Consider the following 22,769-nt stretch of genomic DNA (forward strand, 5'->3'; position numbering starts at 1 on the left):
CCCACCCTCGGGCTCTCCGGTCTTAGCATCCCAATGATACGAACGCTCCTGCGCGCAGTCCGTGCGCAGTGGGCGGGCACAACAGGGGTTTGGGATGAAACATGGAATCTTCGCACCGGTAGCAATGGCACTCGCGCCGCTCGCGCTGGCGGCCGTGGTATCCACCGATGAATTCGCCCAGGCTGCCAGCGTGGAGGCCAGGGGCCTGGATGCGCTGCGTTGCGAAGTGCTGGCTGCGAACGCCAGCAAGGTAACGAAGCAATGAAACAGGAGGGACTGGCATTCCTGGCATCCGACCTGACACTGCGCGACATCGAAGTCCGCGGCTCGGAAGGTCCGCTGGCGGCACGCCTGTTCACGGCAGGCAGCGTGCGCAAGCGCGACACGCTGATCGTGTTCTTCCATGGCGGAGGCTTTGTCGGCGGCTCGATTGACCAGGGCAACGCGTTCCTGGGCCAGCTCGTCAGCATCAACACGAATGCTGTGGGCCTCGCGCCCGCATATACGTTAGCCCCCAGCAAGCCCTTCCCGGTGGCCGTGGAAGATGCGCATGCCGTGCTGGGCTGGGCGAAGAAGAACAAGGCCAAGCTGAGCTGGAGCGGAAGCCGTCTGGTGGTGGCCGGTGTCGAGGCGGGCGCTAATCTGGCAGCGGTAGCAGCGCTGATGGCGCGCGACCGTGGCGGCCCGCCGCTTGCCGCCCAGGTGCTGATCACGCCAATGCTCGACCCCGGCCTTACCACCTCCTCGATGCGCAGCATGCCGAGCAGCCAGGGCAAGGCCGCTAGGGCCGAGCAATATGCCGCAGCCTACCGCAACTATCTGCCAAACGCAGCTGACCGTACCCATCCGTACGCCTCGCCGCTGCAAGCGAGCCGCCTGAAAAACCTGCCGCCAGCATTCATCGTCTCCGCCGAGGAAGACCCCCTGCGCGACGAAGCCGAACAATACGGCGCAAAGCTGATCGCCTGCGGCGTGACCACCACCGTCAAGCGCCTGCCGCCGGTGCCGCCGGGAGGTGACTGGCTCCGCATGCTGGCCATGGACGAAGCCACTCAACATCATTTTTTCTTAGCAGAGGAATAGAACATGAACAGATTCAAGGAACTCACAGGAAGGGGCCGGCCGCTGGCCGCAGCGCTGGCGGCGGCAGGTCTTGCAGCGGCTGCGCTGTCCGGATGCGACAGTGCCAAGGGCAAGGCCGCGGAAGCGCCCGCCGCAGGCGGGCCGCCAATCTCCGCTGCCACCGTCATCGAAAAGCAGGTCTCGGAAACGCAGGAATTCTCCGGCCGCCTGGAAGCCATCGACCGCGTCGAGATCCGCGCCCGCGTCAGCGGCTTCATCACGGCGGTGAACTTCAAGCCGGGCAGCGAAGTGAAGAAAGGCGATGTGCTGTTCGTGATCGACCAGCGTCCGTACGCCGCCGAAGCCGCGCGCGCGGAAGCTGCCGCCAACTCGGCCCGCGCCCGCGCCGACCTGGCCCGCCTGGAACTGGCGCGTGCCGAGCGCCTGCTGGCCGATAAAGCCATCGCCCAGCGCGAGTTCGACGAGCGCGCATCGGCCCAGAAGGAGCTCGACGCCAACGCCCGCGCAGCCCAGGCCCAGTATGAAGCCGCGAAACTGAACCTGGCTTACACCCAGGTGGTCTCGCCGATCAACGGCCGCGTATCGAAAGCCGAAATCACCGTCGGCAACCTGGTGGACGCTTCCGCCGTGCTGACCTCCGTGGTCTCCATGGACAGGATCTACGCCAGCTTCGACGGGGACGAGAGCACCTACCTGCGCGTGGGCTCCCAGGCCCACAAGGGCCAGCCGGTGGTGGTGAAGGTCGGCCTGGCCAATGAAGAAGGCTTCCCGCATGAGGGCAAGCTGGAATTCGTGGACAACCAGCTTGACCCGCAGACCGGCAGCGTGCGCATGCGCGCCACCTTCGCCAACGAAGACCGTGCGCTGGCGCCCGGCCTGTTCGCGAGGGTGCAGCTGGGCGGCGGCGCGGACCACAGCAACGCGATCCTCATCAGCGACCGCGCCGTTGGCACGGACCAGAACCGCAAGTTCGTGTTCGTGGTGGACAAGGACAGCAAGGCTGAATACCGCCCCGTGAAGCTCGGCCCGACGGTGGACGGCCTGCGCGTGGTACGCGAAGGCCTGAAGCCGGGCGAGAAGATCGTGGTCAACGGCCTGCAGCGCGTGCGTCCGGGTGCTCCGGTCACGGCGCACCCCGTCGCCATGGATGCCAAGGTTGCCGCCGCCGATACCGGCACGACGGCGACATCCAAACAATAAAGGAACAAGGCGATGAATTTTTCGCGCTTCTTTGTCGATAAACCGATCTTCGCGGCGGTTCTGTCGATTGTTATCTTCGTCGCGGGCTTGATATCGATCTTCAAGCTCCCGGTCTCGGAGTATCCCGACGTTGTGCCGCCGTCCGTGGTGGTGCGCGCCCAGTATCCGGGCGCCAATCCCACCGTGATCGCCCAGACCGTCGCTGCGCCGCTGGAAGAGCAGATCAACGGCATCGAGAACATGCTCTATATGTCCTCGCAAAATACTTCGGACGGTGCGCTGACCTTGACGGTGACCTTCGCCATCGGCACCAATGTGGAACAGGCGGAAACGGCGGTGCAGAACCGCGTGCAGCGCGCGCTGCCGCGCCTTCCGGAAGAGGTGCGCCAGATCGGTGTCACCACCGCCAAGAGCTCGCCGAACCTGACCATGGTGGTTCACCTGCGGTCGCCGAGCAAACGGTACGACGAACTCTATCTGCGCAACTACGCGGTGCTGAACATCAAGGACCAGCTGGCGCGCCTGCACGGCATGGGCGAGGTGCAGATGTTCGGTTCCGGGGACTACGCCATGCGCGTGTGGCTCGATCCGCAGAAGGTGGCGGCGCGCAACCTGACTGCGGGAGACGTGGTGCAGGCCATCCGCGAACAGAATGTGCAGGTGGCGGCGGGCGTGATCGGGCAGGGTCCGGCGAAGGACGCTGACTTCCAGCTCACCGTGAACACCCAAGGCCGCCTGCAGACGGTGGAGGAATTCGGCGACATCGTGGTCAAGACCAATGAAGACGGCGCAACCACGCTGCTGAAGGATGTGGCGCGGCTGGAGATGGGTTCCAACTCGTATGCGCTGCGCTCCCTGTTGAATGACGAATATGCCGTGTGTATTCCTATCTTCGAAGCGCCCAACGCCAACTCGCTTCAACTGTCGAGCGAGGTGCGCAAGCTGATGAAGGAGCTGTCCAGGGACTTCCCGGAAGGCTTGGAATACGAGATCGTCTACGACCCAACCCAGTTCGTGCGCCAGTCCATCGACTCCGTGATCCATACCCTGATCGAAGCCATTGCCCTCGTGGCGCTGGTGGTGATCGTGTTCCTGCAGACCTGGCGCGCCTCCATCATTCCGCTGCTGGCCGTGCCGGTGTCGGTGGTGGGTACTTTCGCCGTGATGATGGGCTTCGGCTTCTCCATCAATACGCTCTCCCTGTTCGGCCTTGTGCTGGCCATCGGTATCGTGGTGGACGACGCCATCGTGGTGGTGGAGAACGTTCAGCGCAACATCAGCAGCGGCCTGTCGCCGCGCGATGCCACCATCCAGGCCATGAAAGAGGTGAGCGGCCCGATCATCGCCATTGCCCTGGTGCTGTGCGCCGTGTTCGTGCCCATCGCCTTCGTGTCCGGCCTCACCGGCCAGTTCTACCGCCAGTTCGCGCTGACCATTGCCATATCCACGGTGATCTCGGCATTCAGCTCGCTGACCCTGGCGCCTGCGCTGTCGGCAACCCTGCTCAAGGCGCACTACGCGCCAAGGGATGCGCTGACCCGCGCAATGGACAAAGTCTTCGGCCGCTTCTTCGGTGTCTTCAACCGCTTCTTCGGCCGCGCATCGCATGGCTACGAGACGGGGGTGAAGGGCGTGCTGCGCCGCAAATCGGCATCTCTGATAGTTTATGCGCTGCTGGCGGTGGCCGGCCTGTTCATGTTCAAGGCCGTGCCGCCGGGCTTCGTGCCGACACAGGACAAGCAATACCTGATCGGCTTCGCCCAGCTGCCGGACGCCGCCTCGCTGGACCGTACGGACGCCGTGATCCGCAAGATGTCCGCCATCGCCAAGGGCATTCCTGGCGTGGAGTACACGGTAGCCTTCCCCGGCCTGTCGATCAACGGCTTTACCAATGCGCCGAATGCTGGCCTCTTCATCGTCGGCCTCGACGCGTTCGACAAGCGCAAGGACAAGAACCTCTCGGCCCAGGCGATAGCAGCTGAAGTGAACAAGCGCATGGGAGCCATTGAGGGCGCCTTTGTCATTCTCCTGTCGCCCCCGCCGGTGAATGGACTGGGGACGAGCGGCGGCTTCAAGCTCATGATCGAAGACCGGGCCAACCTCGGGCCGGACGAGTTGTACAAGGCCGTGCAGGCGGTGCAGGCGAAAGCCGCGCAGACGCCGGAGCTGGCGGGCGTGTTCTCCAGCTACCAGATCAACGTGCCGCAGCTGTTCGCCGACGTGGACCGCGTGAAGGCCAAGCAGATGGGCGTGCCGCTGTCGACCATCTACCAGACCTTGCAGATCAATCTGGGCTCGCTGTACGTGAACGACTTCAACCAGTTCGGCCGCACCTATCAGGTGCGCGTGCAGGCTGACGCGCAGTTCCGTTCGCACGCCGAGCAGATCTCGCAGCTCAAGGTGCGCAGCAACAAGGGCGAGATGATCCCGCTGTCGTCCCTGATGCGCGTGAAGGACAGCTATGGCCCGGACCGTGTTCAGCGCTACAACAACTACGTGGCGGCAGATATGAATGGCGGCCCGGCGCCTGGCGTGTCCTCGGGTCAGGCGCAGGCAGCCATGGAGAAAATCGCGAAGGAAACGCTGCCGAAGGGGATCACCTACGAATGGACGGAGCTGACCTATCAGGAGATCCTGGCGGGTAACACCATGGTCCTCGTGTTCCCGTTGTGCGTGCTGCTCGTGTTGCTGGTGCTGGCGGCGCAGTACGAAAGCTGGACACTGCCGCTGGCGGTGATCCTGATCGTTCCCATGTCCATCCTGTTCGCGCTGATCGGCGTGAAGCTGACCGGCGGCGACAACAACATCTTCACCCAGATTGCCCTGTTCGTGCTCGTTGGCCTGGCGTCGAAGAACGCGATCCTGATCGTGGAATTCGCACGCGAGCTGGAAGACCATGGCCGCAGCATTGTGGAAGCGGCGCTGGAAGCCTGCCGCCTGCGTTTGCGTCCGATCCTGATGACGTCCATCGCCTTCATCATGGGCGTGCTGCCACTGGTGTTCTCCAGCGGCGCGGGTTCCGAGATGCGCCATGCAATGGGCGTGGCGGTGTTCGCGGGCATGCTGGGCGTGACCTTCTTCGGCCTGTTCCTGACGCCCGTGTTCTACGTGCTGCTGCGCACCCTGGCCAAGAAGCTTGAGAAGAAATCCCCGGTTGCCGACAAGGCAGCCCCACAACTGGAAGGGACCCACTAATGAACCGCATGATCGCCATGGGAGTGGCGCCGCTGCTGGCAGTATTGCTGACAGCATGCGCCGCCCCTGAATTCAAACAGCCCGCCATCGAGGTCCCGGCTTCCTTCAAGGAGCCGCAGGCCGCGGTGAAGACGGCTGCCGACGGCACGCAGTGGAAGCAGGCGCAGCCCGCCGAACAGCAGCCGCGCGGCGAATGGTGGCTGGCCTTCAACGATCCGGCCCTCAATGAGCTGATCGCCGAAGCCACCCGCAACAATGCCAACCTGGCCGTGGCCGCAGCCCGCGTGAAGCAGGCCCGCGCCATCGCGGGCATCGCCGAAGCGGACCGCATTCCGCAGATCGGGGTGGGCGTCGGCGCCCAGCGCAGCCGTGCTTCGGCCCTGGAGCTGGGCCTGCCTCAAGGCACGCCGGTGGCGCCGCAGACCAGCTACTCGGCCAGCCTGACGGCCAGCTATGAAGTGGACCTGTTCGGCCGCGTGTCGTCCAACGTTGCCGCAGCGCGCGGCGACGCGGCGACGGTGGAAGCGAACTACCGCTCCGTGCTGCTCGCCCTGCAGGCCGACGTGGCCCAGACCTATTTCCGCCTGCGCGCCACGGACGCCGAACTGGCGACCGTGGAGCAGACGGTCCGTCTGCGCGAGGAAAGCGTGAAGGTCAACCAGCGCCGCTTCGACCTGGGCGACATCGGTGAATTCGACCTGTCCCGCGCGAAGACCGAGCTGTCCACCACCCACGCCGAAGCGATTGGCCTGCAACGCCAGCGCACCACGGCGGAGCATGCCCTGGCTGTCCTGCTGGGCAAGCCTGCGGCCAGCTTCACGGCCGGCGTGAGCCCGCTGCTCGATTCGGCGCTGATGCCGGTGGTTCCGGCAGGCCTGCCTTCGGCCCTGCTGGAGCGCCGTCCGGACATCGCCGCGGCACAGCGTGCGATGGAAGCCTCCAATGCCCGCATCGGCGTGGCCCGTGCGGCCATGTTCCCTGCGCTGAACATCAACGCGAACGGCGGCGGCGTGGCCGGAACGTTCAGCGATGTGTTCAAGTGGAGCAGCCGCTCCTGGGTGCTGGGCGCGCTGATGTCCGCCCCGCTGATCGATGGCGGCCGTAACAAGGCCAATATCGCGCGCAGCGAAGCGGCGCTGGACGAGTCGGTGGCTTCCTACCGCCAGAGCGTGCTGGTGGCGTTCGCGGAAGTGGAAGACAGCCTGGCGGGCCTGCGCATCCTGTCCGGCCAGACGGCGCAGATCGATGCCGCCGTGGTTTCGGCCCGCCGTTCGGCCGACCTGGCGCAGAAGCTGTACGACGCTGGCCGTTCGAGCTATCTCGAACTGCTGGACGCGCAGCGCAACCTGGCGGCGGTGGAGCGCAGCGCAGTCCAGCTGCGCGGCAACCGCGCGGTGACGACCGTGGCCCTGATCCGCGCCCTGGGCGGGGGCTGGGACAGCGGCCACCCCGGGCAGGGAAGAGGGAGGCCGATCAAATCCAGCTAATCCAAGCGTTAAATTCTTTCGTTTGTCAGCGGCGGCGCGGCCAACCTATGATGGCCGCATGAACGCAAATCTGAAACGTACAGCGGTCGTTACCGGCGCGGCGCAGGGCATAGGCAAAGCCATCGCGGCGCGGCTGCTGCAGGAAGGGCATCGGGTAGGACTGATCGACATCGACGGCCCGGCACTCGAAGCCAGCTGCGCCGAACTCGGGGCAGGAGGGCAATGCATCGGGGTGCAGGCAGACGTTGGCAGCCCACCGGCCCTGAAGAGTGCCATTCTTTCGGCGGCAGACCGGCTCGGCGCACCGCACATCCTGGTGAACAATGCCGGTTTCGCCCGCGACGGTGCACTTGAGTCGATGAAGCTGGATGACTGGGACAGCATCCACCACGTCCATCTGCGTGCCGCATTCCTGGCGGCGCAGACCGTGCTTCCCTTCATGGAGAGTGCAGGGTGGGGCCGCATCATCAACATCTCCAGCATTTCCGGGGGCGGCCATGCCGACCGCGCCAATTACTGCGCCGCCAAGGCAGGGCTGGACGGGCTGACGCGCGCGCTCGCGCTCGAGCTGGGGCCGCGCGGCATTACCGTGAACGCCGTGGCGCCGGGCATGATCGTCACGCGCATGACATCCGCGACGGCGAACCGGCTTGGCCGCACGCTCGACGACCACATAGCACGGGCGGCAGACAATATTCCTGTGCGCCGCACCGGCCGCCCCGAGGACGTTGCCCATGCCATGGCATTCTTCGCCAGCGAAGCGGCCGGTTTCGTAAGCGGCCAAGTGCTCTACGTGGCAGGTGGGCCGGTATGAGCAAGCACACCCTCCGCCCCGTGCGCCCGTCGGACGCAGCGGCCATGCTGCGCATTCTCGAAGCCGCCGCCGCGGAAGGCGACAGCCTGCCCTTCGAGCGCGTGGATGCCGCCCTCATCGACCAGCAGTGGCTGAAGGCGCCCAACTGCTGGCTTGCCGAGACCTGCGGCCGCATCGAGGGCATGTACCGCATGGGCCCCAACATGCCCGGACGGGGAGGGCACGTTGCCAGCGCCACCTATATTGTTGCTGCTGCTGCGCGCGGACAGGGGCTCGGACGGCGCCTGGTCGAGCACTCGCTGGAACTTGCGCGCGGCCAGGGCTATGCCGGGATGCAGTTCAACTTTGTAGCGGCCACCAACACGGCCGCGCTGCGCCTCTACGAGAGCCTGGAATTCCGCGTGGTGGGCAGCCTGCCCGGCGCTTTCCGCCATGCTTCGCTCGGCCTGGTCGATGCGCTGGTTCTGTTTCGTAGCCTGTAGGGGAGGAGCAAGCTAGAATTGGGAAAACAGCGCAGATCCCGATATGGCCGAAGACTCCCGCAGCAATCCGCCCCTGACCGCAGCACGCACATTCGAAGCCGCCGCCCGCCACCGCAGTTTCCAGCGCGCGGCGGCGGAGCTCAATGTGACGCCTGCCGCCGTCAGCCACCAGGTCAAGCGCCTGGAAGAGTACCTGGGCGTCACCCTGTTCAAGCGCAGCAACCGGCTGGTTGAGCCCACGGAGGAAGGGGTGCTGCTCGCGCAGCGCCTGGGAGAGCATTTCGTGGCGCTCGAGGCGCTTCTGCCGCCCAACCGGAAGGCCGCACCGCGGCCGCTTCGCGTCACCGTGATGCCCTCGCTCGCCGCCAAATGGCTGGCGCCGCGCATGGCCGATTTCCATGCACGCTTCCCCGAGGTCGCGACAGAAATCAGCGATGACGACGCCTCTACCGATTTCACCGACAACCGGTTCGACATAGCGCTGCGCTATGGCGACGGGAATTATCCCAAGGTGCAGCTACATTCCTGGATGGAGGCGCCGGTGGTCGCCGTGTGCAGCCCCGAATTGCTGCGGAGCGCGGAAGCGCCGCGGGACCTTCTGACGCAGACGCTCATCCACGATTCGACGCCGCAGCTGCCTGGCGCACCGCCGGGGTGGCCCGAATGGTTCGCGACAGCCGCAGTACAGGGTACGAACACCGGCCAAAGCCTGCGCTTCTCCAGCGTCTACATCGCGCTCGAGGCGGCGCGCGCGGGCCGCGGCTTCGCGGTAGCGCCGCTTCCGCTCGTGATCGACGACCTGAAAAGCGGAACGCTGGCCATGCCGTTCGACCTGCAGGTAGCCAATCCCTGCAGGTTCTGGATCGTCCAGCCGCTTTCGCCTCGTTCCGTTCCTGGCGTAGAGGTGTTCATCGCGTGGCTGAAGGAGCAGGCCGTGTCTTAGGCAGCGTCACTCTTCGTTGGCAACCCGCCTGAACTCGGTCGCTGTGGCGATCTGCCGGGGTGCCGGGGCAGGGCCGTGCTTCTTCGCGAACGGCATCACGTTCGCATGGTGCTGTGACGATGCCAAACCATCCAGTTTGAAGATGCTCACCACCTTGGCCAGGCTGCCCGCCTGCTCCTGCAGCGACTGCGTTGCCGCCGCCGCTTCCTCCACCAGAGCGGCGTTCTGCTGGGTGACATCGTCCATCTGCGTGATCGCCTGATTCACCTGCTCGATCCCCGCGCTCTGTTCCTGACTGGCAGCCGTGATCTCGCCCATGATGTCGGTGACTCGGCGGATGCTTTCCACGATCTCCTCCATCGTCGTTCCCGCCTGGTCCACCAGTTTGCTGCCAACGTCCACCTTCTCGACCGAATCGCTGATCAGCGACTTGATCTCCTTCGCCGCGGCGGCCGAGCGCTGGGCAAGGTTGCGCACTTCGGTGGCGACGACGGCGAAGCCGCGTCCCTGCTCGCCCGCACGCGCCGCTTCCACGGCTGCATTCAGGGCGAGGATATTGGTCTGGAAGGCGATGCCGTCGATCACGCCGATAATGTCCACGATCTTCTTCGCCGACTCGTTGATGGAGCCCATGGTGTCGACCACTTGGGACACCACGGCGCCGCCTTTTACCGCCACCTCCGAGGCCGACTGGGCGAGCACGTTCGCCTGGCGCGCGTTGTCGGCGTTCTGCTTGACGGTGCTGGTCAACTCTTCCATCGAGGATGCGGTTTCCTCCAGCGAGCTGGCCTGCTCCTCGGTGCGCGAGGAGAGGTCCAGATTGCCCGTCGAGATCTGGCTGGACGCGGTGGCGATGGTGTCTGTGCCGACCCGTACTTCGCCCACAATGCGCACCAGGCTCTCGTTCATTTCCTTGAGCGCCTGCAGCAGCTGGCCCGTTTCATCGGCGGAGCGTACGGTGATGCGGCTGGTCAGGTCGCCCGCAGCCACGGTGCGCGCCAGCTGCACCGCTTCTTCCAGCGGACGCGTGATGCTGTGCGTGATCCACCAGGCGAAACCCGCTGCGATCAGGAGCGCGGCCACACCCAGGCCAACCATCAGAATCTGGGCCGAGGCGATCATCTCGCGGCCCTCGGCGCCGCTGTTCACGACGATATCCTTCTGCAGGTCTACCAGGGATTTGATCTGCTCCTGCAGCGCGTCCAGCGAGGCCAGGGTTTCGCCATGCATCGTGGCCACAGCTTCGTCGCGCTGGCCGCCTTCGAGCAGCTTGGCCACCTTGCCGAAGGAGGCAACATAGGCGGCGCGGGATTCCTTGATCCTGGCCAGCAGTTCCTTGCCGCGTGCGGACGCCACCAGCCCATCCAGCGTTCCGAGCGCGTCGTTGATGGTCTTCTTGTTGGCATCGATACGCTGATAGATGTTGTCGACCTTCGCTTTGTCGCTGGTGATGAACAGCTCCATGGTCCTGCGCGCATTGGCGCGGGTGGTGACATTGATCGTATTCGCCGCGTCAGCCTTTACCCAATCCTGTTCGATGATTTTGTCGTTGATTTTTCCGATACCCATCAGGCGGGTGACACCCACGCCCGTTAATATCGCCATGAGCAACATAACCAGGCCGAACCCCACTGCCAGGCGCATTCCTATCTTCATGTTCGAGATATTCATCCACGTATCCTTTTCATAAACACGGCCGAAGCGCCGATTATCTGGGCAATAGCGTCTCGGCCGTGAGATAACAATCGATTGCATTGACAGGCGTCAGCGATGCTCGATCTGGTGATGTGAATGCTTGCCAGACCGGATTCTTTAAGCCGCGGCGATTATGAGAAGGCCTGCCGCCATTACGCTGATGTCCTTGGGAACATTATCCTTTCGGTAGGAAATTTTTTTTGCCAGGACGTAAAAAGACAAGGCCCAGCAACAATTTTTTTGTCGTCCTGAACAGAAAATCGTTTGCGCAATCGATCAGCTTTTCCGCCGCCTTCTCGGCCATTTTTTGCCTGCTCAACCCTCCTAGCACCTGGACCCGGGGCCCTGGTACAGAAAAATTGTGGACCTTCTGTCGCCATTTGTAAGAGTGTTTTGGAGATTTGTCTTTTTGAGGGCGTGCGCCGAAGTCATACACGAAAATGCACCGAAGTCGGGCAGCCGCCTGAATTTGTCCACGCATCTTCAGAAAGACTTCGTCAATTGGAACCTGTCAGCTCTGCAGTCGAACCTCGTGAAACGCAGCACCAGCTTACCGAAGCCGGCCGCCGCCTGGTCCTTCATACCTGGAACGCGACGTCGGCGGAGCTGCCGCGCGCGCCCGGCATCCATCGCCTCTTCGAGGCGCAGGTGCGGCGGGCGCCAGAGTCGATCGCCATCCACGGCGATACCGCGCAATTCAGCTACCGGGAACTGAACGCCGCGGCCAACGGCCTGGCCGCCATCCTGCAGAAAACGGTGCGCCCGGGCGGCCACGTGGCGCTGCTGCTGGAGCGTTCCGCTGAGCTGATCATTGCCGAACTGGCCGTGCTGAAATGCGGGGCCGTCTATGTGCCCCTCGATCCTGCAACCCCCGCCGAACGGCTGGCCTTTCTGCTGGCCGACAGCGGCGCTTGCGCGCTGATTGTGGACAGCAGTGTGGAGGCGCCGCTGCCCGAAGGTGCCGCGCGCATCGACATCGACCGCCTCGCCTGGACGCCGCAGGAGGAGAACCTGGCGGTGGACGCATCGGACGACACGCCGGCATATGTGATGTACACCTCCGGTTCCACCGGCCAGGCAAAGGGCGTGGTGGTACAGCACGGCGCCATCGTCCGGCTGGTGTTCGAGAACGGCTACACCCATTTTTCGCCAACGGATCGCGTGGGTTTCGCTGCCAATCCGGCTTTCGATGCCACGACGATGGAAGTGTGGGCGCCCCTGCTGACGGGAGGCAGCGTGGTCGTCATTCCGCGCGAAACCTTCCTCGACGATCAGTTGTTCGCCAAGGCCCTGGCGCGCCACCAGGTGAGCGTGCTGTTCATCACGACTGCGGTGTTCAATCACTATGCAGCCTGCATGCCCGAGGTGCTGGGCCGCCTGCGCGTACTCCTGACAGGCGGGGAACGCGCCGATCCGCAGGCCTTCGCGGCAGTGCTGGCGGCGAGTCCGGCGCTGGAACTGGTGCATTGCTACGGGCCGACGGAAACCACAACCTTCGCCATCGCGCACCGCGTCACCGCCATCGCCCCCGGGGCCACCAGCGTTCCGCTGGGGCGGCCAATCGGCAACACCACAGTCTATGTGCTCGACTCCGGCGGCCAGCCGGTGCCGCCCGGCGTGCCTGGCGAACTGTATATCGGAGGGCGCGGCGTGGCGCTCGGCTATCTGAATCGTCCGGAACTGAGCGCGGAGCGTTTCGTGCCCGACCCCTTCGCGCAGGCTCCTGCGAAGATGTACCGCACGGGCGACATCTGCCGCTGGCGCGAGGACGGCATGATCGATTTCGTGGGCAGGAACGACTTCCAGGTGAAGATCCGCGGCTTCCGTATCGAACCGGGCGAGATCGAGGCCTGGCTGATCCGCCATCCCGCGGTCCAGGAAGCGGTCGTCGTGCCGCGCGAGGACAGGGCAGGGGGCAAATACCTGGCGGCCTACTATCTCGCCCCGCAGGACAATCCCGGCCCGGATGCCTTGCGCGCCATGCTGGCCGAAACCCTGCCCGAATACATGCTGCCTGCCGCCTACGTGCGCCTGCAGCACTGGCCCCTCACGCCGAACGGAAAGCTGGACCGCAAGGCCTTGCCGCAGCCCGAAGCGGGCGATCTGGTAACGGGAGCGGCATACGAAGCGCCGCGTACGGCCGCTGAACTCATGGTGGCCTCGGTGTGGGCGGAGGTGCTGCGGCGCGACCGGATCGGTGCGGCCGACCACTTCTTCTCCCTGGGCGGGCACTCCCTGCTGGGCGTGCAGGTGGTGTCGCGCCTGCGCCGCGCGGGCATGGCCGTGACGCTGGCCGAGCTCTTTGCACGTCCCGTGCTGCGCGACTTTGCCGCAGCCCTCCCGGCTGGGCAGCAGGCGGCTGCGCCCGAGCTGCAGGCATTCGCCGGCGCGGTTCCAGTGCCGTCCCTTGCGCAAAGCGCCATGTGGCTGCTGGACCAGGTGGAAGGGGGCAGGGCCTACCACATTCCCTGCAATATCGAGCTGCGCGGGGCGCTCGATGCCACCGGCCTGCGCCGCTCGCTGGACAGCATCTGCCGCCGGCACGCCGCGCTGCGCAGCACCTTCCATCAGACGGCGGAAGGCGTTGCGGTGCGTGTCGCCCCGGCCGGGGACTATGCCTTTGCGCTCGTCGAATCGCCTGCTGCCGGAGACATCGAAACCCTGCTGGAGGAGGAGCTCTCCAGGCCCTTCGACCTGGCGCGCGGCCCGCTGTTCCGGGGCCGGCTGCTGCGTCTGGGCGCAGAGCACCAGCTGCTGTTGCTGACCATGCACCATATCGTGTCCGACGGCTGGTCGCTGGCCAATCTGCTGGAAGAATTGCGCGTGCTGTATACCGGCTACGTGCGGGACGGCAGCCCGGCGCTGCCGCCTTCGGGCCTTCAGTATTACGATTACGCCGCGTGGCAGCGGCATGCTCTCGATGACGAAAGCCGCGCACGGCATATCGCCTACTGGCGCTCCGCGCTGGCTGATGCACCTGTCCTTATCGAGCTTCCGGTGGACCGGCCGCGTCCCGCGGTACAGGACCGCAGCGGCGCCTTCCTGCCCTTCGAGCTGGAAGCGCAGGCCACAGGGGCGCTGAAAGCGCTCGCCGCGCGGCATGGCGTGTCGCTGTACATGGTGCTGCTCGCAGGCTGGGCGCTGCTGCTTGCGCGCCTGGCGGCGCAGGATGAAGTGGTGATCGGCTCGCCCACGGCGGGGCGCTCCGAGCCCGCGCTGGAATCCATGATCGGCTGCTTCATCAATCCCCTGGCCCTGCGTATCGATCTGGCGGGCCAGCGCACGCTGGCGGCCCTGCTGCAGCATGTGCGCCACCAGGTGCTCGCGGCGCAGGAACACGAGGCGCTGCCGTTCGACCAGGTGGTGGAGGCCCTCAATCCGCCGCGCGATCCTGGCCATTCGCCGCTGTTCCAGGTCATGTTCACCTGGCATAACACCCCGCCTGTGTCACTGAGCCTGCCGGGGCTGCAAACCACGGTGCTCGAAACGCAGCAGTCCGTGGTGGCGAAGTTCGACCTGTTGTTCTCGTTGCGCGAACAGGCGGGCGGCATCGGCGGCGGTATCGAGTACGCCACGGCGCTGTTCGAGGGCGGCACGGTCGCGCGCTGCCTGGAGCAGTTCAAGGTCCTGCTGGACGCCATGGCGGCGGATGGCGCCGAGGCGCCTGCACGACTGGCCTGGCTGTCCGCAGGGCAGCGGCAGCAGGTGCTGGAGCAGTGGAACGCCACGGAGAAGGCATATCCGAGGGACGTGCTGGCGCACCAGCTGTTCGAGCAGCAGGCGGCGCGCACGCCGGATGCGGTGGCGGCGGTGTTCGAGGAATCGCAGCTGAGCTACCGGGAACTGAACGAGCGGGCCAACCGCCTGGCCCACCACCTGCGCGCGCAGGGCGTTGGGCCGGACGTGCGGGCCGGCATCCTGGCCGGGCGCAGCCTGGAGATGGTGGTGGCCGTGCTGGCCGTGCTCAAGGCGGGGGGCGCCTACGTGCCCCTCGACCCGGCCTATCCGGCCGACCGCCTGGCCTATATGGTGGCCGACAGCGCCCCGGCGGTGCTGCTGGCGCAGTCCGCGCTGCAGGAGCTGGCCATGGGCATGGCGGACGGCGTGCCGGTCTGCCTGCTCGACGGCGATATGGCCTGGGCCGGGCAGTCCGCCGCCAATCCCCCGGCGGACGCGGTGGGCCTGACGCCGCAGCACCTGTGCTACCTGATCTACACCTCCGGCTCGACCGGCATGCCCAAGGGCGTGATGATCGAGCACGCGGGCCTGTGCAACTACCTGCACTGGGCGCTGGGCGCCTATGCGCCCGTCAATGCCGTGGTCTCGTCCTCGCTGTCCTTCGACGCGACGGTGACGAGCCTGTACCTGCCACTGCTGCGCGGCGGCATGGTGCGCCTGCTGCGCGAGCATGACGAGATCGACGGCCTGTACGCCCTGCTGCAGCAGCCGGGCGCGGACTGGCTGGTGAAGGCCACGCCCGCCCACCTGGACGTGCTGGGCCACCGCGCGAAGCGGGAAGGGGCGCGCACGGCGGTGGGGGTGTTCGTCATCGGCGGCGAGGCGCTGGCGCCATCCACGGTGCAGCTGTGGCGCGAGGTGCAGCCGGGCGTGCGCATGGTGAACGAGTACGGCCCCACCGAGACGGTGGTGGGCTGCGTGACCTATGAAGTGCCGGAGGCGCTGGAGAGCCAGCACGCGGTGCCGATCGGCCAGCCGATCGCCAATACGCGCATCTACATCCTGGACGCGGAAGGCCAGCCGGTGCCGCCGGGCGTGTCGGGCGAGCTGTTTATCGGCACGGTGGGGGTGGCGCGGGGCTACCTGAACCGGGAGGAGCTCAATGCCGAGCGCTTCCTGCCGGATCCGTTCTCGGCGGCGCCGGGGGCGCGCATGTACCGCACGGGCGACCTGGGACGCTGGCGCGGGGATGGCAGCATCGACTACCTGGGGCGCAACGACTTCCAGGTGAAGATCCGCGGCTTCCGCATCGAGCCGGGGGAGATCGAGGCCTGGCTGAAGTCGCACGCGCTGGTGCGCGACGCGGCGGTGATCGCGCGCGAGGACAGCCCGGGCGACAAGCGCCTGGTGGCCTACTACACGGCGGGGGCCGCGGTGCCGGCCGAGGAGCTGAGGGCGATGCTGGCGCAAAGCCTGCCGGAGCACATGGTGCCGGCGGCCTATGTGCAGCTGGAGGAGCTGCCGCTGACGCCGAACGGGAAGCTGGACCGCAGGACGCTGCCGATGCCGGAAGCGCAGGCCTTCGCGGCGCATGCCTACGAGGCGCCGCAGGGCGAGCTGGAAGCGGCGCTGGCGCGCATCTGGTCCGAGGTGCTGCTGATCGAGCGCGTCGGCCGCAACGACAATTTCTTCGAACTGGGCGGCAATTCCCTGCTGGCCGTGCTGATGGCGTCGCGCCTGCGCGACGCCTTGGGTGCCGAGGCGCGCCTGGCCGACCTGTTCGGCCATCCGCAACTGGCCGCCTTTGCCGCCACCCTGGCGCCGGGGGGCGCCAAAGGCGAAGCGCCGCTGGCGCGCGCGCCCGAAGAGGAGCGCCGCAGCCTGTCTTTCGCGCAGCAGCGGCTCTGGTTCCTGGCGCAGATGGAAGGCGGCAGCAAGGCCTACCATGTGCCGCTGGCCCTGCGCCTGCACGGAAAGCTGGACACCGCCGCGCTGCGCCACGCCCTGAACCGCATCGTGGCGCGCCATGAGGCCCTGCGCTGCAGCTTCCACGAGCAGCAAGGCCATCCCGTCCTGCGTATAGAGGAGCACGCGGCGTTCACCCTGGCGCAGCACGACCTGCGTGCGCATGCGCAGCCGCAGAGCGAGCTGCAGCGCCTCCTGCGCGAAGAAGCGGATGCGCCTTTCGCGCTGGAGACGGGCCCGCTGATCCGCGGCCGCCTGGTGCAGCTGGCGGAGGACGACCATGTGCTCATGATCACGCTGCATCACATCGTGTCGGACGGCTGGTCGCTCACGCTCCTGGTGCGCGAGCTCAATGCCCTGTACGGCGCCTTCGCCGCTGGCCAGGCGGACCCGCTGCCGCCGCTGCCGCTGCAGTACGCCGACTATGCCGCATGGCAGCGCCGCCTCCTGCAAGGCGAAACGCTGGAGACGCAGGTCAGCTACTGGCGGCAGGCGCTCGATGGCGCGCCCGCGCTGCTGGAACTGCCGCTGGACCGTCCCCGTCCCGCGGAACAGAGCTACCACGGCGCCTTCGTCGACTTCGAACTGGACGAAGCCACCACCCGAGGCCTGAAGGCATTGAGCGCCCGTCATGGAACGACCCTGTTCATGACGCTGCTCGCAGGCTGGAGCGTTCTGCTGGCACGCCTGTCGGGCCAGGACGACGTCGTGGTGGGCACGCCCGTCGCCGGGCGCAGCCGCACCGGGATCGAGAACCTGATCGGCTTTTTCGTCAACATGCTGCCGCTGCGGCTTGACCTCTCGGCGGAGCAAAGCGTGGCGGAGCTGCTGCGGCAGGTACGCGAGCGCACCCTGGCGGCGCAGCAGCACCAGGAACTGCCTTTCGAACGGATGGTGGAAGCGGTGGCGCCGCAGCGCAGCGCAGCCTACAGCCCCCTGTTCCAGGCCATGTTCGCGTGGCAGAACACGCCTGCGCGGGAACTGGCGCTGCCCGGCCTCACCCAGCTTCCACTGGCGGGCGCCCGGCACCAGATGGCCAAGTTCGACCTCACGCTGTCGCTGGAAGAGCAGGGCGGCCGTATCGCCGGCGGCCTCGAATACGCCACCGCGCTGTTCGAGCGGTCCACCATCGAGCGCTTCCTGGAGCACCTGCGCACCCTGCTGGCCGCTTTCGCGGCGGATGCCGCCGGCTCTATCGGCACGCTGCCGGTACTGAGCGGGCCCCAGCGAGAGCAGGTGCTGGCGGGCTGGAATGCCACCGCTTCGCCGTATCCCCGCGAACTGTGCATGCACATGCTGTTCGAAGTGCAGGCGCAGCGCACGCCGGACGCCGTTGCGCTGTCGGACGCGGGGGGCGCCGTCAGCTATGCCGAATTGAACCGGCGCGCCAACCGCCTGGCGCATTACCTGCGCACGCTGGGGGTGGGGCCGGACAGCCGCGTCGCGCTCTGCCTCGAACGCGGCGCGGACATGGTGGCCAGCCTGCTTGCCGTCCACAAGGCGGGCGGCGCCTACGTGCCTCTCGATCCCCAGTCGCCACCCGAGCGCCTGGCGCAGACGCTGGCCGATTGCGCCCCCGTGGCGCTGGTCACCCGTTCCGGCCTGGCGCAGGAATACCGCGCCGGAGTGCGGGTTGAGCTGGACGCATTGCGCGAGGCCCTGGCCGCGCAGAGCAGCGAAGACCCGGCCGCGCCCGCGGGCCTCAACGGGGGATCCGCCTGCTACGTGATCTATACCTCCGGCTCCACCGGACTGCCGAAGGGCGTGGAGATCACGCATGCGAACCTGATGCATGCAATGCATGCGCGCTGGAAGTACTACGGCCACGATGCGCCGCAGATCCTGCAGCTTGCCTCCTATACCTTCGATATCTCGGTGGCGGGCTGCTGCTGGGCGCTCGCCATCGGCGGCACGCTGCATCATCTTGAAGGCAGCAGGCGCGATCCGGTGGACGTAGTGGCCCGCATGAACGAATGGCGCATCAGCCACGTCATGTGCGCCAGTTCGCTGTATGCGCAGCTGCTGGAGCAGGCGCAGCGCTGCGGCGGCCTGCCGCATCTGCGCGTCGTCGCCGTTGGCGGTGAAACCTGCACGCCGTCCCTGCTGGCCCTGCACGATGCGGTCGCGCCGGAGGCGGTGCTGCACAACGAATACGGTCCCACGGAAGCGAGCATCTGGGCTACCGTCCACCGGCACCGCCGCGGGCGGCCCACAGCGCCGCTGGGGCGCCCCGTCGCCAACACCCGGATCTACGTGCTGGACGCCTTCGGCGAGCCGGCGGCGCCCGGCGTGGCGGGAGAGATCCATATTGGAGGCGGCGGGGTGGCACGCGGCTACCTGGCGCGGCCGGAGCTCAATGCCGAGCGCTTCCTGCCCGATCCCTTCGCGCAAACGCCGGGCGCGCGCATGTACCGTACGGGAGACCTGGGGCGGTGGAACGCGGACGGCACGCTGGAATTCTGCGGGCGGGACGACGGCCAGGTGAAAATCCGCGGCTTCCGCGTCGAGCTGGGAGAGATTGAAGCACGGCTTGCCCTGCATCCCGCGGTCCGCGATGCGGCCGTGCTGGCCCGCACGGGCGCCGGCGGCCAGCAGACCCTGGTGGCCTACTATGTGGCGGCGGAAGAGGAGCCCGGAACGGCCGTTCTGCGCGCCCATCTGGGCGCGGCACTCCCTGAGCACATGGTTCCGGCAGCCTTCGTTCCCCTCGCCGCCATGCCCCTGACACCGAACGGCAAGCTGGATCGCAAGGCGCTGCCCGCGCCGGGCGCCGGGCACATTGCCGTGCACGCCTACGTGGCGCCGCAAGGCGGGATGGAATGCCTGGTAGCCTCCGTATGGAGCGAAGTGCTCGGCCTGGAGCGCATCGGGCGGGATGACAATTTCTTCGCCCTGGGCGGGCACTCCCTGCTGGCGGTGCGGGCCGTGTCGCGCCTGCGCGACCGGCTCGGCGCGGATATCCGCCTCGGCGATCTCTTTGCCCAGCCGGTGCTTGCCGCTTTCGCCGCCACGCTGCCGCAGGCGGGTTCCGCTCCCTTGCCTGCCATCGCGCCCGCTGCCGCGGCGGAAAGGACGGCCCTGTCCTTCGCCCAGCAGCGGCTGTGGTTCCTGGCGCAAATGGACGGCGTCAGCGGCGCCTACCATATCCCCTTCGGACTGCGCCTGGCGGGACGGCTCGACGCCGCGGCACTGCAGCAGGCGCTGGACCGCATCGTGGCGCGCCACGAATCCCTGCGCACCTGCTTCGTGCAGGCGGACGGACAGCCTGCGCAGCGCATTGCGCCGCGCGCGGCGTTCGCGCTGGTTCATGCGGAGCTGCCCGCCGCCACCCAGGCCGCAATCGCGCGCCAGGTGGAGGAGGAGGCGGCTGCGCCCTTCGACATCGAGAACGGCCCGCTGATCCGCGGCCGCCTGCTGCGCGTGGCGCAGGAGGAGCATGTGCTGCTGCTGACCATGCACCATATCGTTTCGGACGGCTGGTCGATGGGGCTCCTGGTGAAGGAGCTGAGCGCGCAGTATGCCGCCTGCCTGGAGGGCAGGCCCGACCCGCTGCCGCCGCTGCCCGTGCAGTATGCCGACTTCGCCGCCTGGCAGCGCCGCTGCCTGCAGGGCGACGTGCTGCAGAGCCAGGCGGCCTACTGGGAAGCAGCGCTGGCCGGCGCCCCGGCCCTGCTGGACCTGCCGCTGGACCGTCCGCGGCCGGCGCAACAGGACTACCGTGGCGGCTTTGTGCCCTTCGCGCTCGACGCCGACGCCACGTGCGCGCTCAAGGAGCTGGCCGCGCGCCACGGCGTCACGCTGTTCATGGCGCTGCTCGCCGGCTGGGCGGCGCTGCTCTCGCGCCTGAGCAGCCAGCAGGACATCGTGATCGGCACCCCGGCCGCAGGCCGCGGCCGCACCGAGCTCGAAGGCCTGATCGGCTTCTTTGTCAACATGCTGGCCCTGCGCCTGGACCTGTCCGGCAACCCCGACGTGGCGGGTCTGCTGGCCCAGGTGCGCGAACGCGCCCTGGCGGCGCAGCAGCACCAGGACATCCCCTTCGAGCAGGTGGTGGAGATTGCCCGCCCGGTGCGCAGCATGGCCCACAGCCCCGTATTCCAGGTGATGTTCGCCTGGCAGAACACGCCCGCGGGCGAAGCCGTGCTGCCCGGCCTTTCGCTGCTGCCGCTGGCAGGGCCGCAGGAACGGATGGCCAAGTTCGACCTCACGCTCGCCCTGGAAGAGAAGGACGGCGCCATCTGCGGCGGGCTGGAATACGCCTCGGCGCTGTTCGAGCGCGCCACCGTGGAACGCCACCTCGGCCAGCTGCGCGTGCTGCTGGCCGCGATGGCGGTGGCGGACGGGCAGGGTGTGGACTGCCTGCCCGTGCTGAGCGGGCCCCAGCGCGCGCAGCTCCTGCAGCAGTGGAACCCGCCCGCCACCGCCTTCCCGCGCGAAGCCTGCATGCACACGCTGGTCGAGGCCCAGGCGGCGCGCACGCCGGACGCGGTGGCGGTGCTGGCAGGAGATGAGTCGCTGAGCTATGCGGAACTGAACGCGCGCGCCAACCGCCTGGCGCGGCACCTGCGCAGCGCAGGCGTGACGCCCGACGCGCGCGTGGCCATCTGCATGGAGCGGGGGCTGGACATGATCGCCGGCCTGCTGGCCGTGCTGAAAGCGGGCGGCGCCTATGTGCCGCTGGACCCGCAGTATCCGCCCGACCGCCTTGCCTATATGCTGGAAGACAGCGCGCCCGTGGCCGTGCTGACCCAGGACCACCTGGCCGGCCTTGTGGCAGGCGCGGGCAGCGGTACGGCCATCGTCCGCCTCGACCGCGACCAGGCCATGTGGACAGGGCAGGACAGCGGGAACCTTCCGGGCGGCGCGGCGCCCGGGCACCTGGCCTACATCATCTACACCTCGGGTTCGACGGGCATGCCCAAGGGCGTCGCTATCGAGCACCGCAATGCGGTCAACTTCATCGCCTGGGGCATGCAATCCTTCACCCCCGAGCAGACCGCATGCACCCTGCTGGCGACGTCGCTCAATTTCGACCTCGCCGTGTTCGAGATCTTCGTGCCGCTGGCCGCGGGCAGCCGGGTGCGTGTCGTGCGCGACGCGCTGGCCATCGCCGCTGCCCCGGCGGACGGCACCCTGATCAACACGGTGCCCTCGGCGATCGCCGCGCTGCTGGACATGAAGGGCGTTCCCGCCACCGTGAAGACAGTCAACCTCGCTGGCGAGCCGCTCAAGCGCCAGCTCGTCGAACGCATCTTCGCCGAAACGCAGGTCGATACCGTCTGCAATCTGTACGGCCCTTCGGAGACCACCACCTACTCGACCTGGGTGCGCATGCCGCGCGAGAAGGGCTTCGCCGCCCATATCGGCGCGCCGGTGGCCAACACCCAGGTCTATATCCTCAACCAGGCCGGCCTGCTTCAGCCGCCGGGCGCCGCGGGGGAGATCTTCATCGGCGGCGAAGGCGTGGCGCGGGGCTACCTGAACCGGCCGGAGATGACCGCCGAGCGCTTCCTGCCCGATCCCTTTGCGGGGGGCGGCAGCCGCATGTACCGCACCGGCGACCTGGGACGGCGCCTGCCCGACGGCAGCATCGAATACCTGGGCCGCAATGACTTCCAGGTCAAGATACGCGGCTTCCGCATCGAGCTCGGTGAAGTCGAGGCCCGCATGCTGGCCTTCCCCGGTGTGCGCGATGCGGCAGTGCTGGCGCGCGAGGACGCGGCCGGCGAGAAGCAGCTCGTCGCCTACTTCACCAGCGTCCCGGGCCAGGCCGTGACGGCGGAAGCGCTGCGCGCCTCTCTGGCCGCGCAGCTGCTGCCGCAGATGGTGCCCTCGGCCTTCGTGGCGCTCGACATGCTGCCGCTGACGCCGAACGGCAAGCTTGACCGCAAGGCCCTGCCGGCGCCGGATGCCGCTGCCGGCGCGGCGCGCAGCTACGAAGCGCCCCAGGGCGACATGGAGCAGGCGCTGGCGGATATCTGGGCCGCGGTGCTGAACGTGGAGCGTGTGGGGCGCCACGACAATTTCTTCGACATCGGAGGCCACTCTCTCCTGGCCGCCCGTGTGGTGACGCAGATCCGGGAAAGCCTGGACGTCGACATTGCACTGCGCGACGCCTTCACCTATCCGGTGCTGGCGGACTTCGCAGACCAGATCATCATCGCGCAACTCGCGCAATTCGAAACCGCCGACCTCGACGAGTTGGTGCAATTGCTAGGACAGTAAAC

10 protein-coding genes are annotated in these 22,769 nt (G+C 67.2%); 9 read left to right on the forward strand and 1 reads right to left on the reverse strand.

What is annotated here, in order from left to right; genetic code table 11:
• Positions 1-94 precede the first annotated feature (94 nt).
• From LSQ66_RS06705 to LSQ66_RS06740, 8 genes are read left to right on the forward strand one after another with little or no spacing between them, the layout of a single operon-like run.
• Positions 95-265 carry a hypothetical protein gene (locus tag LSQ66_RS06705; RefSeq protein WP_231769014.1) on the forward strand — a complete coding sequence of 57 codons (171 nt, stop codon included), beginning with the start codon at positions 95-97 and terminating at the stop codon, positions 263-265.
• Positions 262-1,083: an alpha/beta hydrolase gene (locus LSQ66_RS06710; protein WP_231769015.1), complete on the forward strand. Its 822-nt coding sequence runs from the start codon at positions 262-264 to the stop codon at positions 1,081-1,083. Before LSQ66_RS06705 ends, LSQ66_RS06710 begins: the two co-directional genes overlap by 4 nt.
• Positions 1,084-1,086: 3 nt before the next feature.
• Positions 1,087-2,283 (forward strand): efflux RND transporter periplasmic adaptor subunit, encoded by a 1,197-nt coding sequence (locus tag LSQ66_RS06715; protein WP_231769016.1) that lies wholly within the window; start codon positions 1,087-1,089, stop codon positions 2,281-2,283.
• A 12-nt stretch (positions 2,284-2,295) separates the two neighbouring features.
• A complete protein-coding gene (locus LSQ66_RS06720) occupies positions 2,296-5,478 on the forward strand; it encodes an efflux RND transporter permease subunit (protein WP_231769017.1) in 3,183 nt (1,060 codons plus the stop codon).
• The gene (locus LSQ66_RS06725) at positions 5,478-6,965 is read left to right on the forward strand and encodes an efflux transporter outer membrane subunit (protein WP_231769018.1); all 1,488 of its coding nucleotides are present in this window, start codon (positions 5,478-5,480) and stop codon (positions 6,963-6,965) included. The genes LSQ66_RS06720 and LSQ66_RS06725 overlap by 1 nt, the downstream gene beginning before the upstream one ends.
• Before the next feature lie 58 nt (positions 6,966-7,023).
• Positions 7,024-7,779 (forward strand): SDR family oxidoreductase, encoded by a 756-nt coding sequence (locus LSQ66_RS06730; RefSeq protein ID WP_231769019.1) that lies wholly within the window; start codon positions 7,024-7,026, stop codon positions 7,777-7,779.
• On the forward strand, positions 7,776-8,261 hold the full coding sequence (locus tag LSQ66_RS06735) for a GNAT family N-acetyltransferase (RefSeq protein ID WP_231769020.1): 486 nt from the start codon (positions 7,776-7,778) through the stop codon (positions 8,259-8,261). Before LSQ66_RS06730 ends, LSQ66_RS06735 begins: the two co-directional genes overlap by 4 nt.
• A gap of 43 nt (positions 8,262-8,304) precedes the next feature.
• The gene (locus LSQ66_RS06740) at positions 8,305-9,204 is read left to right on the forward strand and encodes a LysR substrate-binding domain-containing protein (protein ID WP_231769021.1); all 900 of its coding nucleotides are present in this window, start codon (positions 8,305-8,307) and stop codon (positions 9,202-9,204) included.
• Positions 9,205-9,210: 6 nt separating this feature from the next.
• On the opposite strand, the gene LSQ66_RS06745 is transcribed toward LSQ66_RS06740, so the two are convergent.
• On the reverse strand, positions 9,211-10,875 hold the full coding sequence (locus LSQ66_RS06745; protein ID WP_231769022.1) for a methyl-accepting chemotaxis protein: 1,665 nt from the start codon (positions 10,873-10,875) through the stop codon (positions 9,211-9,213).
• 525 nt (positions 10,876-11,400) lie between these two features.
• Here LSQ66_RS06745 and LSQ66_RS06750 point away from each other — a divergent pair.
• The gene (locus tag LSQ66_RS06750) at positions 11,401-22,767 is read left to right on the forward strand and encodes a non-ribosomal peptide synthetase (RefSeq protein WP_231769023.1); all 11,367 of its coding nucleotides are present in this window, start codon (positions 11,401-11,403) and stop codon (positions 22,765-22,767) included.
• Positions 22,768-22,769 lie beyond the last annotated feature (2 nt).

The organism is Massilia endophytica (genome assembly GCF_021165955.1).
Classification (GTDB): Bacteria; Pseudomonadota; Gammaproteobacteria; order Burkholderiales; family Burkholderiaceae_D; genus Rugamonas; species Rugamonas endophytica.